Source organism: Agrobacterium sp. 22-226-1 (genome assembly GCF_053522345.1).
Map to the genome: position 1 here is coordinate 44,018 of NZ_JBNWCP010000013.1, position 21,104 is coordinate 65,121.

General features: G+C 61.5%; 19 protein-coding genes. 3 read left to right on the forward strand and 16 right to left on the reverse strand.

Features of this window, described 5'->3' with window-relative positions; all coding sequences use genetic code 11:
* Positions 1 to 63 precede the first annotated feature (63 nt).
* From ACQZ5K_RS20135 to ACQZ5K_RS20165, 7 genes are all read right to left on the reverse strand, one after another.
* Positions 64 to 813, reverse strand: coding sequence for an ABC transporter ATP-binding protein (locus ACQZ5K_RS20135; protein WP_137005552.1), 750 nt, complete (start codon positions 811 to 813; stop codon positions 64 to 66).
* Positions 810 to 1,646 (reverse strand): ABC transporter ATP-binding protein, encoded by an 837-nt coding sequence (locus tag ACQZ5K_RS20140; protein ID WP_137005551.1) that lies wholly within the window; start codon positions 1,644 to 1,646, stop codon positions 810 to 812. The genes ACQZ5K_RS20135 and ACQZ5K_RS20140 overlap by 4 nt, the downstream gene beginning before the upstream one ends.
* Positions 1,643 to 2,575, reverse strand: coding sequence for an ABC transporter permease (locus ACQZ5K_RS20145; protein ID WP_065655287.1), 933 nt, complete (start codon positions 2,573 to 2,575; stop codon positions 1,643 to 1,645). Before ACQZ5K_RS20145 ends, ACQZ5K_RS20140 begins: the two co-directional genes overlap by 4 nt.
* Positions 2,572 to 3,639, reverse strand: coding sequence for an ABC transporter permease (locus ACQZ5K_RS20150; protein WP_137005550.1), 1,068 nt, complete (start codon positions 3,637 to 3,639; stop codon positions 2,572 to 2,574). The genes ACQZ5K_RS20145 and ACQZ5K_RS20150 overlap by 4 nt, the downstream gene beginning before the upstream one ends.
* An 18-nt stretch (positions 3,640 to 3,657) precedes the next feature.
* Positions 3,658 to 5,298 carry an ABC transporter substrate-binding protein gene (locus tag ACQZ5K_RS20155; protein WP_448741202.1) on the reverse strand — a complete coding sequence of 547 codons (1,641 nt, stop codon included), beginning with the start codon at positions 5,296 to 5,298 and terminating at the stop codon, positions 3,658 to 3,660.
* Between the two features lie 49 nt (positions 5,299 to 5,347).
* Positions 5,348 to 6,403 (reverse strand): dipeptidase, encoded by a 1,056-nt coding sequence (locus tag ACQZ5K_RS20160; RefSeq protein ID WP_448741203.1) that lies wholly within the window; start codon positions 6,401 to 6,403, stop codon positions 5,348 to 5,350.
* 207 nt (positions 6,404 to 6,610) lie between these two features.
* Positions 6,611 to 7,309 (reverse strand): phosphoribosyltransferase, encoded by a 699-nt coding sequence (locus ACQZ5K_RS20165; protein WP_448741204.1) that lies wholly within the window; start codon positions 7,307 to 7,309, stop codon positions 6,611 to 6,613.
* Positions 7,310 to 7,620: 311 nt separating this feature from the next.
* Between ACQZ5K_RS20165 and ACQZ5K_RS20170 the strand changes: the two genes are divergently transcribed.
* The gene (locus ACQZ5K_RS20170) at positions 7,621 to 8,793 is read left to right on the forward strand and encodes a M20 aminoacylase family protein (RefSeq protein WP_448741205.1); all 1,173 of its coding nucleotides are present in this window, start codon (positions 7,621 to 7,623) and stop codon (positions 8,791 to 8,793) included.
* A 24-nt stretch (positions 8,794 to 8,817) separates the two neighbouring features.
* Here ACQZ5K_RS20170 and ACQZ5K_RS20175 read toward each other — a convergent pair whose 3' ends face one another.
* Positions 8,818 to 10,065: an MFS transporter gene (locus ACQZ5K_RS20175; RefSeq protein WP_003520902.1), complete on the reverse strand. Its 1,248-nt coding sequence runs from the start codon at positions 10,063 to 10,065 to the stop codon at positions 8,818 to 8,820.
* Between the two features lie 92 nt (positions 10,066 to 10,157).
* On the opposite strand from ACQZ5K_RS20175, the gene ACQZ5K_RS20180 reads away from it, so the two are divergent.
* On the forward strand, positions 10,158 to 11,081 hold the full coding sequence (locus ACQZ5K_RS20180) for a LysR family transcriptional regulator (RefSeq protein ID WP_448741206.1): 924 nt from the start codon (positions 10,158 to 10,160) through the stop codon (positions 11,079 to 11,081).
* A 28-nt stretch (positions 11,082 to 11,109) separates the two neighbouring features.
* On the opposite strand, the gene ACQZ5K_RS20185 is transcribed toward ACQZ5K_RS20180, so the two are convergent.
* The 8 genes from ACQZ5K_RS20185 to ACQZ5K_RS20220 all read right to left on the reverse strand — a co-directional run bounded on the left by ACQZ5K_RS20185 (position 11,110) and on the right by ACQZ5K_RS20220 (position 19,740).
* A complete protein-coding gene (locus ACQZ5K_RS20185; RefSeq protein ID WP_448741207.1) occupies positions 11,110 to 12,900 on the reverse strand; it encodes an adenine deaminase in 1,791 nt (596 codons plus the stop codon).
* Positions 12,897 to 13,817 (reverse strand): nucleoside hydrolase, encoded by a 921-nt coding sequence (locus ACQZ5K_RS20190; RefSeq protein WP_448741208.1) that lies wholly within the window; start codon positions 13,815 to 13,817, stop codon positions 12,897 to 12,899. Before ACQZ5K_RS20190 ends, ACQZ5K_RS20185 begins: the two co-directional genes overlap by 4 nt.
* A gap of 2 nt (positions 13,818 to 13,819) precedes the next feature.
* Positions 13,820 to 14,845, reverse strand: a complete 1,026-nt coding sequence (locus ACQZ5K_RS20195) for an ABC transporter ATP-binding protein (protein ID WP_448741209.1) — start codon at positions 14,843 to 14,845, stop codon at positions 13,820 to 13,822.
* Positions 14,838 to 15,617, reverse strand: coding sequence for an ABC transporter permease (locus ACQZ5K_RS20200; protein ID WP_125146475.1), 780 nt, complete (start codon positions 15,615 to 15,617; stop codon positions 14,838 to 14,840). Before ACQZ5K_RS20200 ends, ACQZ5K_RS20195 begins: the two co-directional genes overlap by 8 nt.
* A complete protein-coding gene (locus ACQZ5K_RS20205; protein WP_078053248.1) occupies positions 15,614 to 16,441 on the reverse strand; it encodes an ABC transporter permease in 828 nt (275 codons plus the stop codon). Before ACQZ5K_RS20205 ends, ACQZ5K_RS20200 begins: the two co-directional genes overlap by 4 nt.
* Before the next feature lie 164 nt (positions 16,442 to 16,605).
* The gene (locus tag ACQZ5K_RS20210) at positions 16,606 to 17,628 is read right to left on the reverse strand and encodes an ABC transporter substrate-binding protein (protein ID WP_137005542.1); all 1,023 of its coding nucleotides are present in this window, start codon (positions 17,626 to 17,628) and stop codon (positions 16,606 to 16,608) included.
* Complete coding sequence (locus ACQZ5K_RS20215) at positions 17,625 to 18,686, reverse strand: LacI family DNA-binding transcriptional regulator (RefSeq protein ID WP_137005541.1); 1,062 nt, start codon at positions 18,684 to 18,686, stop codon at positions 17,625 to 17,627. The genes ACQZ5K_RS20210 and ACQZ5K_RS20215 overlap by 4 nt, the downstream gene beginning before the upstream one ends.
* Before the next feature lie 133 nt (positions 18,687 to 18,819).
* Positions 18,820 to 19,740 carry a LysR family transcriptional regulator gene (locus ACQZ5K_RS20220; protein ID WP_135399623.1) on the reverse strand — a complete coding sequence of 307 codons (921 nt, stop codon included), beginning with the start codon at positions 19,738 to 19,740 and terminating at the stop codon, positions 18,820 to 18,822.
* Between the two features lie 96 nt (positions 19,741 to 19,836).
* Between ACQZ5K_RS20220 and ACQZ5K_RS20225 the strand changes: the two genes are divergently transcribed.
* Positions 19,837 to 21,024 carry an acyl-CoA dehydrogenase gene (locus ACQZ5K_RS20225; protein WP_137005540.1) on the forward strand — a complete coding sequence of 396 codons (1,188 nt, stop codon included), beginning with the start codon at positions 19,837 to 19,839 and terminating at the stop codon, positions 21,022 to 21,024.
* Positions 21,025 to 21,104 lie beyond the last annotated feature (80 nt).

Sequence of the window (21,104 nt, forward strand, 5' to 3'; positions counted from 1 at the left end):
GCTGGATTCCGGCTCAACGCCGGAATGACGGAAGATGTCATTTGACCCGACTATAGCGGCACCTCAAGCGCGTTTGAAACCCTCGCTCGCCACAAGCAGCTGCCTTGTATAATCCGCGCTGAATTCCCGGCTTTCCAGCGCCTCGGCCTCCAGCATTTCCACCACCTTGCCGCTTTTCATCACCGCAAGGCGATCGCACATATGGCTGATGACGCCGAGATCGTGGCTGACCATGACGAAGGTGAGATTGCGGTCCTTGCGGGCCTGTTCCAGCAGGTTGAGGATTTCCGCCTGAATGGAGGCGTCGAGCGCCGAGGTCGGCTCATCCAGCAGCAGGATTTTCGGCTCGACGATCAGCGCACGCGCAATGGCGATGCGCTGGCGCTGGCCGCCGGACAGCTGGTGCGAATAACGGAAGCGGAAACCGGAACCGAGGCCGACTTCGTCCAAAGCGCGGGCAATGCGCTGTTCGCGATTGTCGAGACCATGGATGACCAGCGGCTCGAGCAGCAGCGCATCCACCGTCTGGCGCGGGTGCAGTGAACCGTACGGGTCCTGAAACACCATCTGCACATCGCGGTAAAAGCTCTTGTCGCGGTGCTTGCCCGAATAGGAGCGCCCGGCCACCATCAACGAACCTTCATCGAAATGGTTGAGGCCGGCGATGGCGCGCAGCAGGGTCGATTTACCGGAACCGGATTCACCGACGATACCGAAGGATTCACCCTCGGCCACATCCACACTGACGCTGTCGAGCGCGATGTAACCGTCGAAATCCACCACCATGTCTCTGATGGAAAGAACTGTGCTCATGCGCGCCACTCCGGCTTGCGTTCCAGAACGGGCAGCGGATGCCGATGGCCGCCAATTTGCGGCAGACAGTTCAACAGGCCCTGCGTATAGGGATGTTTCGCTTCCTTGAGGTTAGCGGAAGCAAGCTCCTCCACCACCTTGCCCGCATACATGACGAGAACGCGGTCACAGAAAGACGATACCAGCCGCAGATCGTGGCTGACGAAGATCAGCCCCATGCCACGGTCGCGCACCAGCTTGTCGAGAATGTCGAGCACTTCGAGCTGAACCGTGACATCGAGCGCCGAAGTCGGTTCGTCGGCGATCAACAATTCCGGGCCGCAGACCAGCATCATGGCGATCATGACACGCTGGCCCATGCCGCCGGAAACCTCGTGCGGGTAAAGATCGAAGACGCGTTCCGGGTCGCGTATCTGCACGGCTTCGAGCATGGCGAGCGTGCGCTGGCGCGCCTCGCTGCCGCCGATCTTTTCATGGGTGCGCAGGGTTTCCATGATCTGGCGGCCGATGGTCATGACCGGGTTCAGCGAATATTTCGGGTCCTGCAGGATCATGGCCATGCGCTTGCCGCGCATGATCCGCCGCTCTTTTGCAGACGCCTTGAGCAGATCGATATCGCCGAAGCGCAGCGCATCGGCCTCGATGCGCGCGTTTTTCGGGGTCAGCCCCATGATGGCGCGGCCGGTCTGCGATTTGCCCGAACCGGATTCGCCGACGATGCCAAGACGCTCGCGGCCGAGCGTGAAGGACACGCCGCGCACCGCCTCCACCAGCCCGGTGCGGGTGGGGAAGGACACGCGCAGGTTCTGAACTGTCAGAAGCGGCGCACTCATTGGCCCGCCTCCTTGGGGTCGAGCGCATCGCGCAGACCGTCGCCCAGGAGATTGAAACCGAGGCTGACGATGAGGATCGCCACGCCCGGCATGGCCGCGACCCACCATTGGTCGAGGATGAAGCGGCGACCCGAAGCGATCATCGCGCCCCATTCCGGCAGCGGCGGCTGTGCGCCGAGGCCGAGGAAGCCGAGGCCTGCGGCGGTGAGGATGATGCCCGCCATATCCAGCGTCACGCGCACGATGAGCGACGACAGGCAGAGCGGCATGACGTGTTTCAGCACGATACGGAAGGGCGACGCGCCCATGAGCTTGACCGCGGCGATGAAATCGGAATTGCGGAAGGTCATGGTTTCGGCGCGCGCGATGCGCGCATAGGGCGGCCATGAGGTAAGCGCGATGGCGAGCACCGCGTTTTCAATGCCCGGCCCAAGCGCCGCGACCAGCGCCAGGGCCAGAACGAGCTTCGGAAAGGCAAGGAAGATATCGGTGATGCGCATCAAGACCGCATCCACCCAGCCGCCGGCATAACCGGAAACCGTGCCGACGATGAGGCCGACAGGGGCCGCGATGATGGCGACCAGCAGAACCACGAACAGCGTCAGCCGCGAACCGTGGATGAGGCGCGAAAGAATATCGCGCCCCTGATCGTCGGTGCCGAGCAGATAGCCCTCCGTGCCGGGCGGCAAAAGCCGTGCATTGCGCAGATCGCCCTGCACGGGATTATGCGGGGCCAGAACATCGGCAAACAGCGCAACGAACAGCAGCGCGATGATGATGGCCAGCCCAAGCAGCGCCAGACGGTTTTCCGAAAAGCGCCGCCAGATGACATAGGCGCGGCCAAGTCGCGCCTGCCTGCGCGAGGCCGGCCGGTCGGAGAGAAGCCATTCGCGGCTATAGGGTTTGATCGTATCGGTCGAAAGGGTCATCGGCTGCGCGTCCTTGGATCGAGCGTCCGGTAAAGCAGATCGGAGAAGAGATTGATGCCGACGAAGATGGCGCCGATCACGATCGTGCCGCCGAGAACGGCATTCATATCCGCATTCTGCAGCGAATTGGTGATGTAGAGGCCGAGCCCCGGCCAGGCGAAGATGGTTTCGGTCAGCACCGAACCTTCGAGCAGGCCGGCATAGGAGAGCGCAATCACGGTCACCAGCGGCACGGCGGCATTGCGCAGCGCGTGGAACCAGATGATGCGGGTTTCCGAAAGCCCCTTGGCGCGGGCAGCGACGATATATTCCTGGCTTAGCTCGTTCAGCATGAAGGAGCGCGTCATGCGGCTGATATAGGCCAGCGAAAAATAGCCGAGCAGACAGGCGGGCAGGATGATGTGGCGGAAGAGATCCCACAACACGTCCCATTGCCGCTGCCAGATCGCGTCGATCAGGAAGAAGCCCGTGACCGGCGTGAAGGTGAATTCATAAACGATATCCATGCGGCCGGGATAAGCCACCCATTGCAGCCGGGCGTAAAACACCAGCAGCGCCAGAAGGCCGAGCCAGAAGATCGGCACGGAATAACCGATGAGGCCGATGACGCGCACCACCTGGTCGGCAAAGCTACCACGCTTGACGGCGGCAAGCACGCCGAGCGGAATGCCGAAGACGGCGCCGATGATGGTGCCGAGCGTGGCAAGTTCTATCGTCGCCGGAAACACCCGCTTGATATCCTCCATCACCGGATTGGTGGTGAGGACGGAGGTGCCGAAATCGCCCGATAGCGCCTGCTTCAGATAAAGGAAGAACTGCTGCCAGAGCGGCAGGTTGAGGCCGAGCTGCTCACGCACCCGCTCGACCACATGCGCAGGCGCACGGTCGCCGACGATCGCCAGCGCGGGATCGATCGGCACGACGCGGCCAATGAAGAATGTGACCGCCATCAGCCCCAGAAAGGTGGTGATGACGGTGACGGCAAAGCCGAGAACGGCTTTCACGCGGGCATTGACACGGCGTTTGCCGTGCCTCGCCCTGCTGTTGCTTTCAACCATGCTCAAGAGACCGATCCTTCCGGATCATTCCTTGGAAATGGTGTAGACGAAGTTGGTGTCGAAGCTCGGTCCGAGCTTCAGGCCCTTCAGCTTGGCGGAATATCCCGCCACTTCCGTCTGCTGGAAGATGATGACGAAGGGACCCTTCGCCAAAACTTCCTTCTGCAGGTTTTCATAGATGGCGGCGCGCTTGGCGCTGTCCTTCTCCAGAAGCGCCGACTGGGTTTCCTTGGTCAGATCAGGAACGTCCCAGGCATTGCGCCAGGCGAGCGTCTTGTTCTTGCCCTCGTCGGAATTGTCGTAGTTGATGGTGAAGGTTTCGGCATTCGAGTTCGGGTCGAAATAGTCCGAACCCCACTGACCGATATAGATATCATGCGTGCGGGCGCGATATTTGGTCAGCGTCTGCTTGCCGTCGCCGGGGATGATTTCCAGCTTGATGCCGGCCTGCGCCAGCGTCTGCTGCACGCTTTCGGCAATGCCGGTCACCGGCTGGGTGTTGCGCACATCCATGGACACGGTAAAGCCGTCCTTCAGGCCGGCCTTGGCCAGAAGCTCCTTCGCCTTGGTGACGTCGAGCTTGTAGGGGTTCTCGTCAAGCGCGCCAAGCTGGCCCTTCGGCAGGAAGGTCTGGTGAACTTCGCCGATGCCCTTGATGATCGTCGCGCCGATTGCGTCATAGTCGACCAGATATTTGAAGGCTTCGATGACCTCGGGCTTCTTCAGGTTCTCGTTCTTCTGGTTGAGGCTGAAATAATAGACGGTGCCCTTCGGAGCGGAGGTGACGGCAAGGCCTTCCTTCTTGGAAACGGCTTCCATGTCGCCCGGCTCGAGGTTGCGGGCCACATCGATATCGCCGTTTTCAAGCGCCAGGCGCTGGCCCGAGCTTTCCTTCATGTGGCGATAGACCACACGCTTCAGCTTCGGCTTCTCACCGTAATAATTCGGGTTGGCTTCGAGGATCACCGCCTCGTTGGCCTTCCAGCCAAGAATCTTGTAGGGGCCGGAACCGGCATAACCCGTCTTCAGGAACTCGTTGCCGAAATCGGTGTCGTATTTGTAATCGGCGCTCGGCGTGACCGACTTGGCCTTTTCCGTCACGAATTTCTTGTCGACCACCGAAGCGACGGTTGCGGTCAGCACGTTCAGCACGAAGCTCGGCGCGTAGGGCTTGTCGACCGTCAGAACGAAGGTGTTCGCATCCGCAGCCTTCGCCTTTTCGGTGACGTTGTCGCCGCTGAGGCCGAACTGCGTCAGCAGGAATGCCGGCGACTTGTCGAGCTTCACGGCGCGCTCGAAGGAGAAGGCAACGTCGTCTGCGGTGACCGGATTGCCGGACGCGAATTTCAGGCCGGATTTCAGCTTGAACGTATAGGTCAGACCATCGTCGGACGTCGTCCAACTTTCGGCCAGATCGCCGATAACCTTGGACGTGTCGTTGAGATCGATGGAAACCAGCTTGCTGTAGGTATTGCCGGTGACTTCGGCGGCGGAAAGTTCGAAAGCCTCGCCCGGATCGAGCGTGATGATATCGTCGATGGCGAAACCTTCGACCAGCGTATCGGCCGGCGTTGCGGCAAAAGCATGGGGCGCGGCCAGCATCATCAGCGACAAAGCGGCGCTGGTGCTCAGAATACGCATGGATTTGTTGAGCGATTTGATCATAGGATCTCCCCTTTTGTTATAAGCTTGATTTGGTTCGCTTCAGCTCTTCTCAGGCCGCCTCGTGCCAGGCCTGAGACAAAACACGCAGCCAGTTTTCCCGGCATATTTTAGCAAGTTCTCCATCACCGTAGCCCGCCGATTTCAGCGCCGCAACCAGATTGTGATTGCCGCTCGCATCGGCAACGCCGACGGGTATCGTCGCGCCGTCGAAGTCCGATCCCAGCGCCACGCAGTCGACGCCCATGCGCTCCACCATGTAATCGATATGGCGCACCATGTCGGAAAGCGGCGTATCGGCAATGTCGCGCGCATCCGCGCGCAGCATGGTCACGGCATAATTAAGCCCCACCAGCCCGCCGCTTTCCCTGATGGCATCCATCTGCCTGTCGGTGAGATTGCGGGCCACGGGGGTAAGCGCATGCGCATTGGAATGGCTGGCGATCAGCGGCTGGTTGGTGGTCTTCGCCACATCCCAGAAGCCTTTTTCGGTGATATGCGCGAGATCGATGAGAATGCCGAGCCTGTTGCATTCCTTCACCAGCGCAAAACCGGCGTCGGTGAGGCCGGGCGCCGTATCGGGAGACATGGGATAAGAGAAAGGAACGCCATGGCCGAAGATATTGTGCCGGCTCCAGACCGGGCCGAGCGAGCGCAGGCCGGCGGCGTAAAACACCTCCAGCGCATCGAGATCGGCGTCGATCGCCTCGCAGCCTTCCATATGCAGCACGGCGGCGAAGATATCCTCGGCAAAGGCCTTGCGGATATCGGCCGTGGAGCGGCAAAGCCGCCACGCGCCGGCGCGGTCGAGCCTCAGCGCAATAGCCGCCTTTTCCATGGCGATATCGAGCGAAGGCTGGCGCTCCAGTGGGGAGGCGAGCGGCGTGTTGTAATGGCCGCTTTCATCCGGTTCCTGAAGGATGAGATCGCCGGAGGGAATATAGATCGCGCAGATGCCGCCGCCGAGGCCGCCTGCCCTCGCACGCGGGCCATCTATGTGGCCTTCGCGTGTGCCGTTCCTGAATTCGGCCACCGGATCGGCGCCGGCCTTGCTGTTGCGCCACAACCTAAGCAGCACATCATTATGACCGTCGAACACTGCGTGCATGGGAAGAAATTCCAGTCATCGGAAAGAACAAAACGGGGGCGGGCAGACGCCGGGATGACACCGCGCGAAAGCAAACCGGCGCATTGTTCGCCGACCGCTATTGTCTGTCGGGGGCGATCTTAGGACGATCTCTTCGAGCTTCGCAAGACACAAATTAGGCAGCGGTGAAATTATCACCACTTGCCTTTTGCCGGAATTTGCGCTTCGTCAGGCGCGCCAGCCGCCTTCCGCTTTGGTGAGTAGCGGCGTTGAAAAAACACCCCTCACCCGCTCCGGCCATTCCGGCCCGAAAGCGGCGATTTTTTCCCGCCAGCGATCCGATTGCAGCATGGCCGCGCCGATGACGGCGGGCCGAATGCCGGAGGCGGCGAGAAGCGAAAGACCTGCTATGATGGAGCTGCCGCTGGAGATTACATCATCCACCAGCGCCACCCGCCGGTTCTCGATGAGCGGCAGCACGCGCGGATCGATATAAAGCCGTTTTTCCTGCCTTGTGGTGATGGAGGACATCGGCACCGACAGTTCCTCCAGATACCAGAATTTGCGCGAAGTGCCGAGCGGCACGTAACGGGAATGGCCGAGATGCCGGGCAACGGCGGCGGCGAGCGTCAGCCCCAGCGTTGGCAGACCAATGACGACATCGGGCTTGAAGGGAAGAAGCTGTGCGGCGAGATCGGCCGCCAGCGCCTCGAGCACTTCAAAAGAGGCCTGATTGACGATGAGTGAGGCGAGCGCATGTTCGCCATCCGCCAGCGGTCTTATCGGCAGGCATATCTGCCTTCCGTCATCCAGCGCCGCCGGAAAGAAGGCGGAATGCGGGCCGGCCGTTTCGAAGCTGCGGCGCGGATGGATCTCCTGCCAGAACTCATGCGGCGCGGCGGGAGAATGGGCGGCGGGCGACGGCATCGGTTTTTCCTTTCAGAACCGGGATGGCGCAAGGCGGAGGCGGTTTTCGGCCGCGCCAATCCCGTTCGGCAGATTAGTCATTTTAGCAACCACAGAGACACTGCGGGTTCATTTCATTGGCTTTTTCCGCTAGGGTATTTCCGTTTTTCTCCGAAACACGGAAATACCCTAGCTCTTTGTTTTACGTATTTCCGAACGCAAAACCGCTACACACTTTTACTGGAAATGCTCTAGAAGAGAAAAAAGCAACAGGCATTCGGATGAACCCACCTATGACGCGGGTTTTTCCCATATTCAAGGACAAGCTGCCCATGAGACTGCTGGACCGCATCGGCGAGGACCTGCCATTCCTGACGGAGCTTCGCCACGACCTGCATGCGCATCCCGAACTGGGCTTCGAAGAGGAAAGAACAAGCGCCATCGTCGCCGATCTTCTCGAGCGTGCCGGGCTGAAGGTGCATCGCGGTCTCGGCGGCACCGGCGTGGTCGCCACGCTGCAGGTGGGCAACGGCACCCGCAGCATCGGCCTGCGTGCCGACATGGATGCGCTTGCCATGCCGGAAGTGCCAGACCGGCCCTATAAATCGAAATTTCCCGGCAAGATGCATGCCTGCGGCCATGACGGCCACACCGCCATGCTGCTGGGTGCGGCGCGTTACCTCGCAAAGACCCGCGATTTTTCCGGCACCGTGCATTTCATTTTCCAGCCTGCGGAAGAAGGCCGTGGCGGCGCGAAAAAAATGGTGGAGGACGGGCTTTTCACCCTGTTTCCCTGCGATGCGGTCTATGGCCTGCATAATATGCCGGGGCTCGGCATCGACGAAATGGCGGTGGTGGAAGGCCCGCAGCTCGCCTCTTCCGACAGCTGGCGCGTGACCTTCAAGGGCGTCGGCACCCATGGCGCCAAGCCACATCTCGGCCGTGACCCCATAACAGCTGCCGGCACCTTCCTCGCTTCGCTTCAAACCATCGTCGGCCGCGTCGTCGATCCGCTGCAACCCGCCGTGGTCAGCGCCTGTTCGGTGCAGGCGGGAGATCCGAAGGCGCTCAACGTCATTCCCGATCTCGTCGAAATCGGCGGCACGGCGCGTGCTTATGCGGCTGACGTGCGCGACCAGCTCGAAGCGGAAATCGGCAGGCTGGCGAAGGGCACGGCGGCGATGTTCGGCATCGAGGCGCATTACGAATTCATCCGCCGGATTCCACCCGTCATCAACGAGGCGGATGCGACGAAACGGGCGCTGCGCGCCGCAAGAACCGTCTTCGGCAACAAGACCCGCAACGCCTTCCCGCCTTCGACCGCCGGCGACGATTTCGCCTTCTTCGCGGGGGAAGCGCCCGGCTGCTATGTCTGGCTGGGCAACGGCCCGGCTGTGGATGGCGCGCTGCACCACAACACCTCCTACGACTTCAACGATGCGGCCATCGTGCCGGGCGTGGCGTTCTGGGCAACGCTGGTGGAGCAGGAACTGGCGGCGGAGTGACGCCCCGGCCGGCGCGATGGCCGCTCAGGCGCGCCGCGCACCCGGGCGGGCGAGGCTGGCTAGAATTCCGGCAAGCGCGCAGCCGGCGGTAATCGCCATGATGCCGGGCCAGCCGGCATGGATCCAGAACCAGCCGCCGACCCAGCCGGTAATGCTCGCTCCGCAATAATAAAACAGCAGATAAAGCGCGGAAGCGTGGCTTTTGGCAGCGCCCGCATTCGCGCCCACTCCACTGCTGGCAGCCGAATGCCCGATGAAAAATCCGATGGTTATCGCCGCAATCCCCGCCACGATGAGAATGATGCTCGAGGCGAATGTGAGCAGGATACCGGCAAGAATGGTGGAAAAGGCAACCACCAGCATGATCCGCCGACTGAACCGGTCGACCAGCGCCCCGCCATAGGAGGACGCGACGATACCCAGGGCGAAGGTCAGAAAAATCATGCTGACGGCCGTGCGGCCCAATTCGTAAGGCGGCGCGACGAGGCGAAAGGCGCAATAGTTGAAAACGGTGGTGAACACGCTCGTCAGCATCGCCCCGAGGAAATAGAACCGCCGAAGTTCCGGGTTTCCAAGATGTTGCGCCCATATTCTCAGATGATTTTTAAGCGGCATGTGCTGCGGCCGGAAATTCCGCGAGGGCGGAAGCAGCAGCAGGAAGCCGATGGCCGCGAGGATGCAGACCGCCCCCAGCGCATACATTGCCACCTGCCAGGAGGTATAGGCGGAGACCAGCCCCATGCCGACACGTCCCGCCATGGAGCCGAAGGCCGTGCCGCCGACATAAAGCCCCATCGCCTTGCCGAGGCTGGAAGGTTCGATCTCCTCGGCAAGATAGGCCATGGCGACAGCCGGAACGCCACCGAGCACGAAGCCTTCCAGCGCGCGGGCAGCAAGCAGCCATGCCCAACCTTGCGTACTTGCTGCAATGATATTGGCGATGGCGGCCAGCATCATCGAAACAAACATCAGATTTCGGCGGGTGAAGAGCTGGGCGAAGGCCCCGCTGAGAAGAATGGCGAAGGCAAGCGTTCCCGTCGTCAGCGACAAAGCGAGCGATGCGGTTGCAGGGTTGATGCCGAATTCCGCCGGAAATTCCGGCAAGAGCGGCTGTACGCAATAGATCAGCGAAAAGCTGGCGAAGCCCGCGAGGAAAAGCGCCCAGCTCGCCCGGCGAAACTGGCGGCTTCCCTGCCGTATCCAGAGCACATCCGGCGGCTCCTCCGTCATGACGATCGGCGGGGTGAAATCCTGTTTTTTGAGCTGGCGCATCGGGTTTGTCCTTTTCGCTCCCAGCTATAGCGCAGCTCTGTCTTTCATTCTAATATATGGAAGGCATTCCCATCATATCTGGATCTAATATCGTGGAACTCAGGCACATCCGCTATTTTCTGGCCATCGCCAATGAAGGCAGTTTTACGCGGGCGGCAGAACATCTGAGAATCGCGCAGCCGCCGCTCAGCCAGCAGATAAAGGTTCTGGAACAGGAAATCGGCGTGCGGCTGTTCCGGCGTCTCGCGCATGGCGCGGAACTGACACCGGCGGGCCATGCCTTTCGTGCTGCGGTGGGCCATATTCCGCATCAGGTGGGCGAAGGTGTCCGGCTCGCACGCAGGGCGGCGGCCGGTGAAACCGGCATTCTCAGAATAGGCGTTACCGGCACGGCGGCGCTCAACCCTCTGGTTCCGGCCTGCATCCGCACCTACAGACGCCAATATCCCGACGTGGAACTTCAGGTGATGGAGGCAGCCGCCCTGGCGTTGACGCCGGCCCTGCTCGAAGATCGGCTGGACGTGGCGCTTTTGCGCCCTTCTCAATCCGATCCCGATACATTGCTTGAGGAAGTGCTCACCGACGAACCGCTTCTGGTCGCCCTGCCGGCATCCCATCCGCTCGCGCGGCGCGGCACCGCCATAGACCTGATGGAATTGCGCGACGACCCTTTCATTCTGACGCCACGCAGCGTCGGCACCAGCCTTCACGATGCATCGATAAAAGCCTGCCAGGAGGCCGGTTTCACGCCGCGCCTCGGGCCGGCGGCACCGCAAATCGCCTCGATATTGTCGCTGGTCGCGGCCGAACTCGGGGTTTCCCTCCTTCCGGAATCCGTCGCGCAGGTCAAAATGCAGAACATCGTCCTATTATCCTCCAGCGGCCCGCCGTCGCGGCTTTCCATATCGCTCGCCTATCGGCGCGGAACGACATCACCGGTAGTGAAGAATTTCGTGTTGGCGGCGCGCATTGCCGCGCGCGAAACACAGACGCCTGACGTGGCCGGGGTCGAATAAACCCGCAGCCCGCAGATGCGGGCCGCCGCTATTCGAGAACGGCAATCACCGGGCTTTCCATCACCCCGCCCGTCAACACATCGGCAATGCCCATATCCGTCTGATGCGGGCCGATATTGCAGGCGAGCGTGGCGCCGAAGCAGGCCTTGAAGACGAGATAGGGCGGCTGCCATTCCACCACCCTGCCGACGGCTTCGCGCAATTCTTCGAAAGCCTTTGCCACGTCTTCAAGCGGGGCATCGGAAACGAGGCCGGAAAGCGGCAACGGGAGAAGTGCGGTCACCTTGCCTTCGGAAGCGACAGCCATGCCGCCTGCCACTATCACCGCATTGGCGGCGAGCGCCATGTCGTCTTCATTACCGCCGAAAACGGTGAGGTTGTGGCTGTCATGCGAGACGGTGGTGGCGAAGGCGCCGTTCCAGTTTCCCCAGCCGGTGAGGAAGCCGGTTCTGGTGATCGGCTCGGCCATGCCGTGGCGATGGGTGACGGAAATCATCGTCGCGCCTTCGGGCGGAACGACGAAACCGTCCTTCACCTCGGCTTCCGCCTCGCCCCATTGCGTGAAGCGCGGGCGGTCGATGGTGGCGAGGCGCACCTTTGCGCCTTCGCAGGCAACCCGGAAATCATCGGCTACGCGCAGTGGCAGCTTCATCGAGCCTTCGAGCGCTGTCGCATCGCAGGCCGGAACGTCGACGAGCATATGCCCGCCTTCCGCAACCGCCCTGCCCCCGGCCAGAACGTGGCGGGCGGCAAAACCGCTCAAATCCTCAAAGACGACGATATCGGCGCGACGGCCGGCGGCGATGAGGCCGAGATCGGCACGGCCGAGCCTTTGGGCTGCATTCAGCGTTGCGGCGCGCAGCGCCCATTCGGGCTTCAGGCCATAACGGACAAGCCGGCGCACCACATCGTCAAGCCCACCGCCCTGCAACAGATCGTCAGGGAACACGTCGTCGGTGCACAACGTCACCGTCTGCGGCAAGTGGCCGAGCGCATTCAGAGCTTCCACGAATTCCGGCAGCAGGTGATCGTGCGAGCCGCGCAGCTCAATGGTCATTCCTGCCCGCAGTTTCGCCATCAGGTCTTCGCCCGAGACCAGCTCGTGATCGGAAGAAACGCCCGCCGCCATGAAGGCATTGAGATCGGCATCCTTCAGGCCGCGTGCATGGCCGCAGACCAGCTTTTGCGAGGCAAGCCCGGCCTGCACGATGCCGCTCATGCGCGGATCGCGCTCGATGACGCCGCGCATGTTCATGATTTCCGCGACACCGCCGACTTGAGGCCATGACAGGATATCGGCAAGAATGGCAGCGTCGAAATCCGCCCCGCCGCGCTCCAGCCCCGGTGCGGAAGGCACGCAGGAAGGCGCGAGCAGAATGGCGCGCAGGGGCAAGTTTTCGATGGATTTCGCCGCCCAGCGCACCCCTTCCACACCGTGCACATTGCCGAATTCATGCGGGTCCCAGACGATGGTGGTGACGCCACGGGCAACCACAGCCGCCGCATAAGCGGCCGGTGTGACCATCGAGCTTTCGATATGCATATGTGTGTCGATGAGGCCGGGCGAAACATAGGCGCCTGCCGCATCGATGATCCGTGCAGCGTCGCTGCGGCTTGCCCGCTCGTGCACGCTGGCGATCAGAGCGCCGACGATGCCGATATCGGCGACGCGAAGCTCTCCCGTCACCACATCCACCAATGTTCCGCCGGTGATGAGGACATCGAAAGGCGCATCGCCGCGTGCGGCAGCGACCGCGCGGCTGCGCAGCGCATCATCGGTGAGATCGGCAGGCTCGCGTGTCGAAGAGTTCGCGTTCATCGGACGGCCTCCCGGCGCAGCGCCTCGAGAATCGCCGTCTTCGCGCCTTCGGCATCCACCGTTTCGGCGAAATGCGCGTTGAAGGCTTTCGCTTTCTGAGCGCGCGTCTCGACCACGGTTCGCCCGCGCGTCAGCGTCGCCTGAAGCTCGACATCGATCCGCGCATGACGCCAACCGATGAGATCGGAGGTAAAGGCAACACCGGCCACGGGATCGTAAAGCGCCATGGCGGCCCTGCCACGGCTGGTGGCGATGCCGATAAACCCTTCCAGCAGATCGGCGATCAGCCCGGCATTCTTGCCGCCGGCATTACGGATCGGCAGCACATCGGCCGGCGCGGCGGTGACTTTGCGGCAGGCGTCCAGATCGACCATGCGCAGCGGCAGACCGTGGGAGAGCACGATGGCGAGCGCTTCCGGATCGGCAAAGGCATTGAATTCGGCCGAGGCGGTGTGGTTGCCGCTGGTCACGCCGCCGCCCATCCAGGTCAGATCGGAAATTCTGGCAGCAAGATCAGGCCGGGCAAGGCACAGGGCGGCAATATTGGTGAGCGGTCCGAGTGCGAGAATGCGCTTCTCGCCTTCCCCCTCCAGCCAGCCGCAGAGCGCGGCAAAGGCATCGCTGTTCGGCACGGCCGGCGCATCCGGCAGGCTTTGGCCGACGGTCGGAATGCCGTTATCGCCCAAAATGCATTGCGCGGTTTCGAGCGCACCCAGCACCGGCATGGCGCGGCCCTGATGGATCGGCATCGACCAGCCGAAGGCTGAGACGGCGCCTGCAGCATTGCGGCAGACCGCCTGAAGCGTTGTGTTGCCGAAGACCAGCGAAATGCCGTCAATGGCAAGGCCCGACGATTGCACCACCATGATGGCGGTGATGTCGTCAAAGCCCATATCGGTATCGATCCACACACCCATGATCAGTTGAACGCCTTGAGGCTTGCCGCCTTTTCGACCGGCAGGTCGAAGGCGAGCGTATCGCCGATTGCGTGGGAGGTCAGGGCAGCGTCCGTTTCCGCCTTGATGGGGCCGAGCGGCGTATCGAGCAGATATTCGCGGTTGTTGCCGGCAAAGGAGGTGCCGCGCACGGTTCCCTGGAAAGGACCTGAACCGAGGGTGACCATGCGCGGCCGCCAGGCCAGTCCGGATGCTGAAAGGACTGGTCCGGGAAGCGGTGTTGTGCCGTTTGCGGTTTTGAGCGCGCCGCCTTCCAGCGCGAAGATGTTTTCAAAGCCGACGAAATCCGCCACGAAGGACGAAACCGGCGCGTTGTAGATATCTTCCGGCGTGCCGATCTGCTCAATCTTGCCGCCCTTCATGACGACAATGCGGTCGGCGAGCGCCAAAGCCTCGATCTGGTCATGGGTGACGAAGATCATCGTCACGCCGGTTTCCTTCTGCACGCGCTGCAATTCGGTGCGCATTTCGAGCCTGAGACGCGCATCGAGGTTGGAGAGCGGCTCATCGAGCAAAAGCACCTTCGGTTCCATGACCATGGAGCGCGCCAGCGCCACGCGCTGCTGCTGGCCGCCGGAAAGCTCCGCCGGCTTTCGCGAGGCGAAGCTGGACAAGCCCACCGATTTCAGGCCGGAGGCGACCTTGTCCTCCAGCGCCTTGCCGTTCATGCCCTTGAGCTTCAGGCCGAAGGCAACGTTTTCATAGACCGTCAGATGCGGGAAAAGTGCGTAAGACTGGAACACCAGACCGACGGCGCGCTTGTTGGCCGCGACCCGCGTAATATCGGCCCCGTCGAGATCGATGCGTCCGCCGGCCACCGGCATCAGCCCGGCAATGGCGCGCATCGTCGTGGTCTTGCCGCAGCCGGAAGGCCCCAGAAGCGCGAGCAGCTCGCCCTTGCGGATATCGAGATCGAGGTCCTTGACGGCGACATTGCCGCCATAGGCGAGCGAGACTTTTTGGAGCGAAAGGTAATTTGCGTCAGACATAACGGGAGAACCCCAGGAAACGTTCGGCCATAAAGACGATGCCGATGGAAAGGAAGGCGAGCAGCGAGGAGAGTGCGGCCACGGAAGGATCGAAGACGATTTCCATGTAACCCAGCATGTCGATGGGCAGCGTCCGCACGCCCGGACCCGACAGGAACAGCGATACCGGCACCTGGTTGAAGCTCGTCACGAAACCGAGAATGAAGGCTGAGAGAATGCCGCCGCGAATATTCGGCAGCACGACGCGGAAAAATGCGCCGACCCGCGACGAGCCGAGCAGCACCGCCGCCTCCTCGATATCGGAACGCAGATTGTTGAGGCTGGCTGACACCACCCGCACCGCATAGGGGAGGATGAGCGCAGTGTGGGCGAGGAACAACGCAAGCGTGATGCCGATGCCGAAAGGCACGACGAAATAACGCAGCAGCGCGAGACCGACGATGATGCCGGGCACGATGATCGGCGCCGAAACGATGGTGCGCACGGTCTCGGCAAAAGGCAGCTTGTAGCGCGACATGGCGTAAGAAGCGGGAATGCCGAGGATGAGTGCCGTGAACGTTCCGCCGATGGCGAGGAACATCGACATCGCAAAGCTTTCGCGAAAACTTTCCACCGTGAAGACCTTGGCGATCCATTTCAGCGAAAAACCCTGTGGCGGAAAGGCGAGCGTATCGCCGGCCGAAAACGAGGCCGCGACGATGATGAGGAACGGCCCGATCAGGAAACCGACGACAAGCAGAAGCGTGAGCGGAATGAAGAGCTGCCGGGTCATTTCTTGTTCCTTGCGGTGGCGATGCGCTTCAGCAGGATATTGGCGGCAAAGCTCATGACGATCAGGATGAAGGCGATGACGCTGGCGGAGACGAAATTGTTGGAAACCGTCACCTGCTGGTAAAGCAGGGTTTCCAGCATCAGCACCTTGGAGCCGCCGAGAATGGCGGGCGTGATATAGGCGGTCAGCGAACCGGTGAAGACCAGCGTGCCGCCGACGACCAGCCCTTCCTTGGTGAGCGGCAGGATGACCTTCCAGAACACCTGCAGCCAGCTTGCGCCGAGAACGCGGGCAGCCGCAATCGTATCCTTCGGCATATTCTCAAGCGCGCTGATGAGCGAGATGATCATCAGCGGCAGGAACAATTGCAGAAGACCGATGAAGACGGCCGTTTCGGAAAACAGGATACGGATCGGCCCGTCGCTGAGGCCGACGGCCTGCAGCGCCTGATTGACGATGCCGGTTCGACCCAGAATGACGATCCAGGCATAGGTGCGGGCGACCGGCGAAATCATCAGCGGCAGCACGACCAGATTGACGACGTGCCCCTTCGCGCCCTGCGACAGGTTGACGATGGCGAAGGCCGCCGCATAACCCACCACCGCCGAGACGATGGTGACAAGCGCGCCGAGCTTCAGGGTGCGCAGGAAAACCGTCTGGTTCAGCGGATCGGTGAAGAAATCGGCGTAAGCCGACAATGTCCAGCCATCGGCGGTGCGAAAACCCTCCGACAGCAGGATGAAGACCGGCACAAGAAAGACCGCCGCCGCGAAAATTGCGGCGGGCAGGGCAAGCGCCAGCGCTTCGGCCCGGTTCTGAAACATGGGTTTATTCCCTGAACGGCCTGAGGGCCGGTTGTTTGTTCAGCCAGACGCGCCGGCTTACGATCAAATGGGTGGAAAAGCGGTCAGGGGACGACCGAACCGCTTTTCCGGGAATGGAGCCGCCCTGACGGACGTTCAGTGCCCCATTCCAAACGGTGAATGACTTACTGGCCGACCTTGGAATTCCACTCCGACAGCCACTTGTCGCGGTTATCCAGCGTCACGTCGGAAGGGATGAGCTGAAGGCTTTTTGCGGTTTCGTCGCCATAGGTGATGTTGTTCGCCACCTCGTCGGAAACCTTGACTTCCCTGTTGGTCGGGCTGTCCACCAACTTTTCGGCCAGCGCCTTCTGAACGTCGGTCGAGAGCCAGAAATCCATGAACTGCAACGCCAGTTCTTCGTTCTTCGTGCCCTTCGGCACCACGAGCACATTCATGCCGCCGGTCTGGCCTTCCTTGGGCGTTGCCCAGGCAAGCGGCAGGTCGAGCTTGGTGAAAGGCGCCCAGGAGAAGCGGCCGATCGGGGCTGCCCAGATTTCTTCCTGCTGCATCAACTGCACCAGCTGCGAGGACTTGACGTAGAAAGTGACGATATCGTCCTTCTTTTCGCCCACGGCCTCGATGGCGCCAGAAAGATCGGGCGTATCCTTGCCGATGGCCTTGCCGAGCATATAAAGCGCCGGCGGGCCCTGGTTGGTGGTGACATTCGGGAAGGCGACGTGGTCGACAATGCCGTCCTTCAAAAGATCGGCCCAGCTGTCGATCTTCATCTTGTCGGTGCGGTAAACGATTGACGTGGCGTAGAAATTGACGCCGACGCTCATGCCGTCGCCATTCGGATCCTTGGCGATGTCATAGAGCTTTTCGATATTCGGAACCTTGGAAGCATCGATCTTCTGGATCAGGTCCTTGCGAGTGGCCGACAGCGCATCCGCCATGGAAACGATGGCGAGATCGACCACCGGATTGGCCTTGTTGGCCTCCATCTTGGCCAGACGCTCGACGCTGTTGCCGGTCTCGACGACCAGCTTGCAGCCGCATTGCTTTTCGAAGGGCGTATAGACCAGCTCCTTGAATTCGTCCTGCGCGAAGGCGTAGACAGAAATCGTCAGCGTCTTGTCCTGCGCCTGCGCGGCGCCCATCGTCAGCATAAGGGCGGCGCCCGATGCAAGAATGATCTTTTTCATGGTGTGAGTTCTCCTGCTGTCGTTTTTTTGGCTTCAATCGCATCATGCTTTGCCTTGCCGGTGGAGCCGCGCATGATCAGCGCCATCGGTACTTTCGAGATATCCGCCGTCACATCGACAGCGACGCCGTTTTCGCCCGCGCCGTCAATCGCCCGCAGCAACGCGCCGACGGCCAGATCGGCAATGCGGCCCATATCCATGCGCATGGTCGTCAAGGGCGGGGTGACCACGGCGGAAAAGATGAGATCGTCGAAGCCGGTTACACTGGCCTCTTCCGGCACCTCAATGCCCTCGCGCTGCAATTCCGTGAGCACGCGCAACGCATGCAGATCGGATACAGCGGCAAAGGCGGTGAAACCTTCGGCAACCTTTTCTGCAAGACCAAGCCGGCAACCCGCGCCGCCCGCCTGTTCAATGGCGTCCACCCAGAGCGTTTGCGTCACGCACGCCTTGCCAAGACCATCGCGAATGCCGCCAAGACGGTCGTTCTGCACGTTGGAATCGCGGTTCTTGCCCACCAGCACCACCTTGCGATGGCCAAGCCCGGCCAGATATTCGCCCACCTGCCGGCCGCCATCCCAATGGTCGGCGGCGACCGTGTTGCCGGGCGTCGAGGGGCTGTCGATCACCGCGACGGGACAATCGACATCGGCAATGCGCGTGCCGCGACGGGGAACGATGACCATGCCATCCACACCGCGCTCGATCAGCCGGTTGATCGCATCCGTCTGCATGGCGATCTCACCGCGCGAGTCGGCGATGAGCACGCCGTAACCGGCAGTGACAGCCGCCTTTTCGATGGCCTGCGCGATCTGCGGAAAGAGAGGATTGGCAATATCCGGCAGAACCAGCCCCAGAACGCCGCTTCTGCCGGTGCGCAGCGCCCTGCCCGCCGAACTCGGCACATAGCCCAGATCGCTTGCCGTCTTGCGAATGCGCTCCACCAGCTCCGGCGAAACGCGGCCCTTGCCCGACAGCGCATTGGACACGGTTGCCGCCGACACGCCGAGTGCCGCTGCTATCGCGCTCAGATTGGTGGCAGGCCGTGACGACGCCATGATGGTCCGGAAAGACTGATTAAACGTTTAATCACGATAGTCGAGCAGGGCCGCGCTGTCGAGTCCGGAGGAGGGCAAAATCGGCGAAAACCCGGGCATAAAGTCTAACTGCCCGAAAAAAGTGCGATTATTTTTATGGGGCTTCGCTGTTCACTGCGCGGTATGCCTCCACCTGCCGCACCAGCCAATCGCGAAACAGCACGACCGGCACATGATTGGCGCGCGAAAGCGGCGCCACGGCATAATAGGAGCTGGGGCTTCTGGCCTGATGATCGAAGGCCTTTACCAGTTGCTTCGATTTCAGTTCGTTATCGATCAGAAAAAGCGGCATCAACGCCACGCCAAGCCCGGCGATGCAGGCCTGGGCCACGCTGGAAAACTGTTCGAAGCGCATGCCCTGCGGCAGGGCGAGCGACAGGCCGAGGCTTTCGAACCAGTGACCCCATGCGCCCGGCCGCGAGGCCATGTGCAGCAACGGGAGGGCGGCGATATCCTCTCCCTTTTCCACGGGATGGGCGCTGAGAAATTGCGGGCTGCACACCGGCGCGACCATTTCATGCATCAGAAAGGTGCTTTCCGCACCCGGCCAGTCGGCCTGACCAATATGGATCGCCATATCCAGCTGCTCGCGCTCGAAGTCGAACTGGCCGATGCGGGTGGCGAAATTGATGGTGATTTCGGGGTGGTTCGCCACGAAATCCGGGATACGCGGCAGAAGCCAGCGGGTGCCAAAGGTGGGCAGCATGGCGAGGTTCAGCGTATTGCCATGCGTTTTGGTCATGATCTGCAGCGACGCGGAGCGTATCTCGCCAAGGGCGGAGGCAATCGATTTTGCATAGGCGCGGCCCTCGGTCGTCAGCGCCACGCCGCGTGCACCACGTTCGAACAGGCGCACGCCAAGCTGTTCTTCCAGTGACATAACCTGCCGGCTGATCGCCCCCTGCGTCAGGGCAAGCTCATCGGCGGCGGCGGAAAAGCTTCCGAGCCGGGCCACGGAATCGAAGGCGGCGAGCGCGCTGGTGGATGGCAGAAGTTTGCGGCTGAGAGACGTCATGAGCCATTACTATATGTAATGCAAAAATGAGTAAACATGGCTTGTGCCGACTGGCTCGAATACCAATAATCCGGCCAGCAAATCCGGAGGCATCACGTGAGCGAACACGCAGCATTCAATTGGCAGGACCCTTTTCTGCTCGAAGACCAACTGACCGACGACGAGCGAATGATCCGCGACGCCGCCGCCGCCTTCGGCAAATCGGAACTCTTGCCGCGTGTCTCCGAGGCCTATCTTTCCGAAACCACCGAGCCTGAACTGTTCCGCCTGATGGGCCGCACCGGCCTTCTCGGCGTCACCCTGCCGGAAGAATACGGCGCGGCCAATGCCAGCTATGTGGCTTACGGCCTCGTCGCCCGCGAAGTGGAGCGGATCGACAGCGGATACCGCTCGATGATGAGCGTGCAGTCCTCGCTCGTCATCCATCCGATCTTCGCCTATGGCTCGGACGAGCAGAAGAAGAAATACCTGCCCGGCCTCGTTTCCGGCGAGCTGATCGGCTGTTTCGGCCTGACCGAGCCGGATGCCGGTTCCGACCCCGGCGGCATGAAGACCCGCGCTGAAAAGATCGCCGGCGGCTATCGCCTGCGCGGTTCGAAAATGTGGATTTCCAATGCGCCAATCGCCGATGTCTTCGTCGTCTGGGCGAAATCGGAAGCCCATGACCACCAGATCAGGGGCTTCGTGCTGGAAAAGGGCATGAAGGGCCTCTCCGCCCCCAAGATCGGCGGCAAGCTCTCGCTGCGCGCCTCCATCACCGGCGAGATCGTTCTGGACGGCGTGGAAGTGGGCGAAGACGCGCTGCTACCCAATGTTTCCGGCCTGAAAGGCCCGTTCGGCTGCCTCAACCGAGCCCGTTACGGCATTTCCTGGGGTGTCATGGGGGCTGCGGAAGATTGCTGGTTCCGCGCCCGGCAATATGGTCTCGACCGCAAGCAGTTCGGCAAGCCGCTCGCCGGCATGCAGCTTTACCAGAAGAAGCTCGCCGACATGCAGACCGAAATCGCGCTCGGCCTTCAGGCATCGCTCCGCGTCGGCCAACTGATGGACGGCCACAAGATGGCGCCGGAAATGATCTCCATCATCAAGCGCAACAATTGCGGCAAGGCGCTGGATATCGCCCGCCAGGCCCGCGACATGCATGGCGGCAACGGTATCCAGATCGAATATCACGTCATGCGCCACGCCCAGAACCTCGAGACGGTCAATACCTATGAAGGCACGCACGACGTCCACGCGCTGATCCTCGGCCGGGCGCAGACGGGCATTCAGGCTTTTTTCTGAGGCTTTATCTGCGTCGTTTCAAAAAAAGGCCTTCGAAGATCGCTTCGAAGGCCTTTTTGCTTTTCAAATCCGGCAATCGC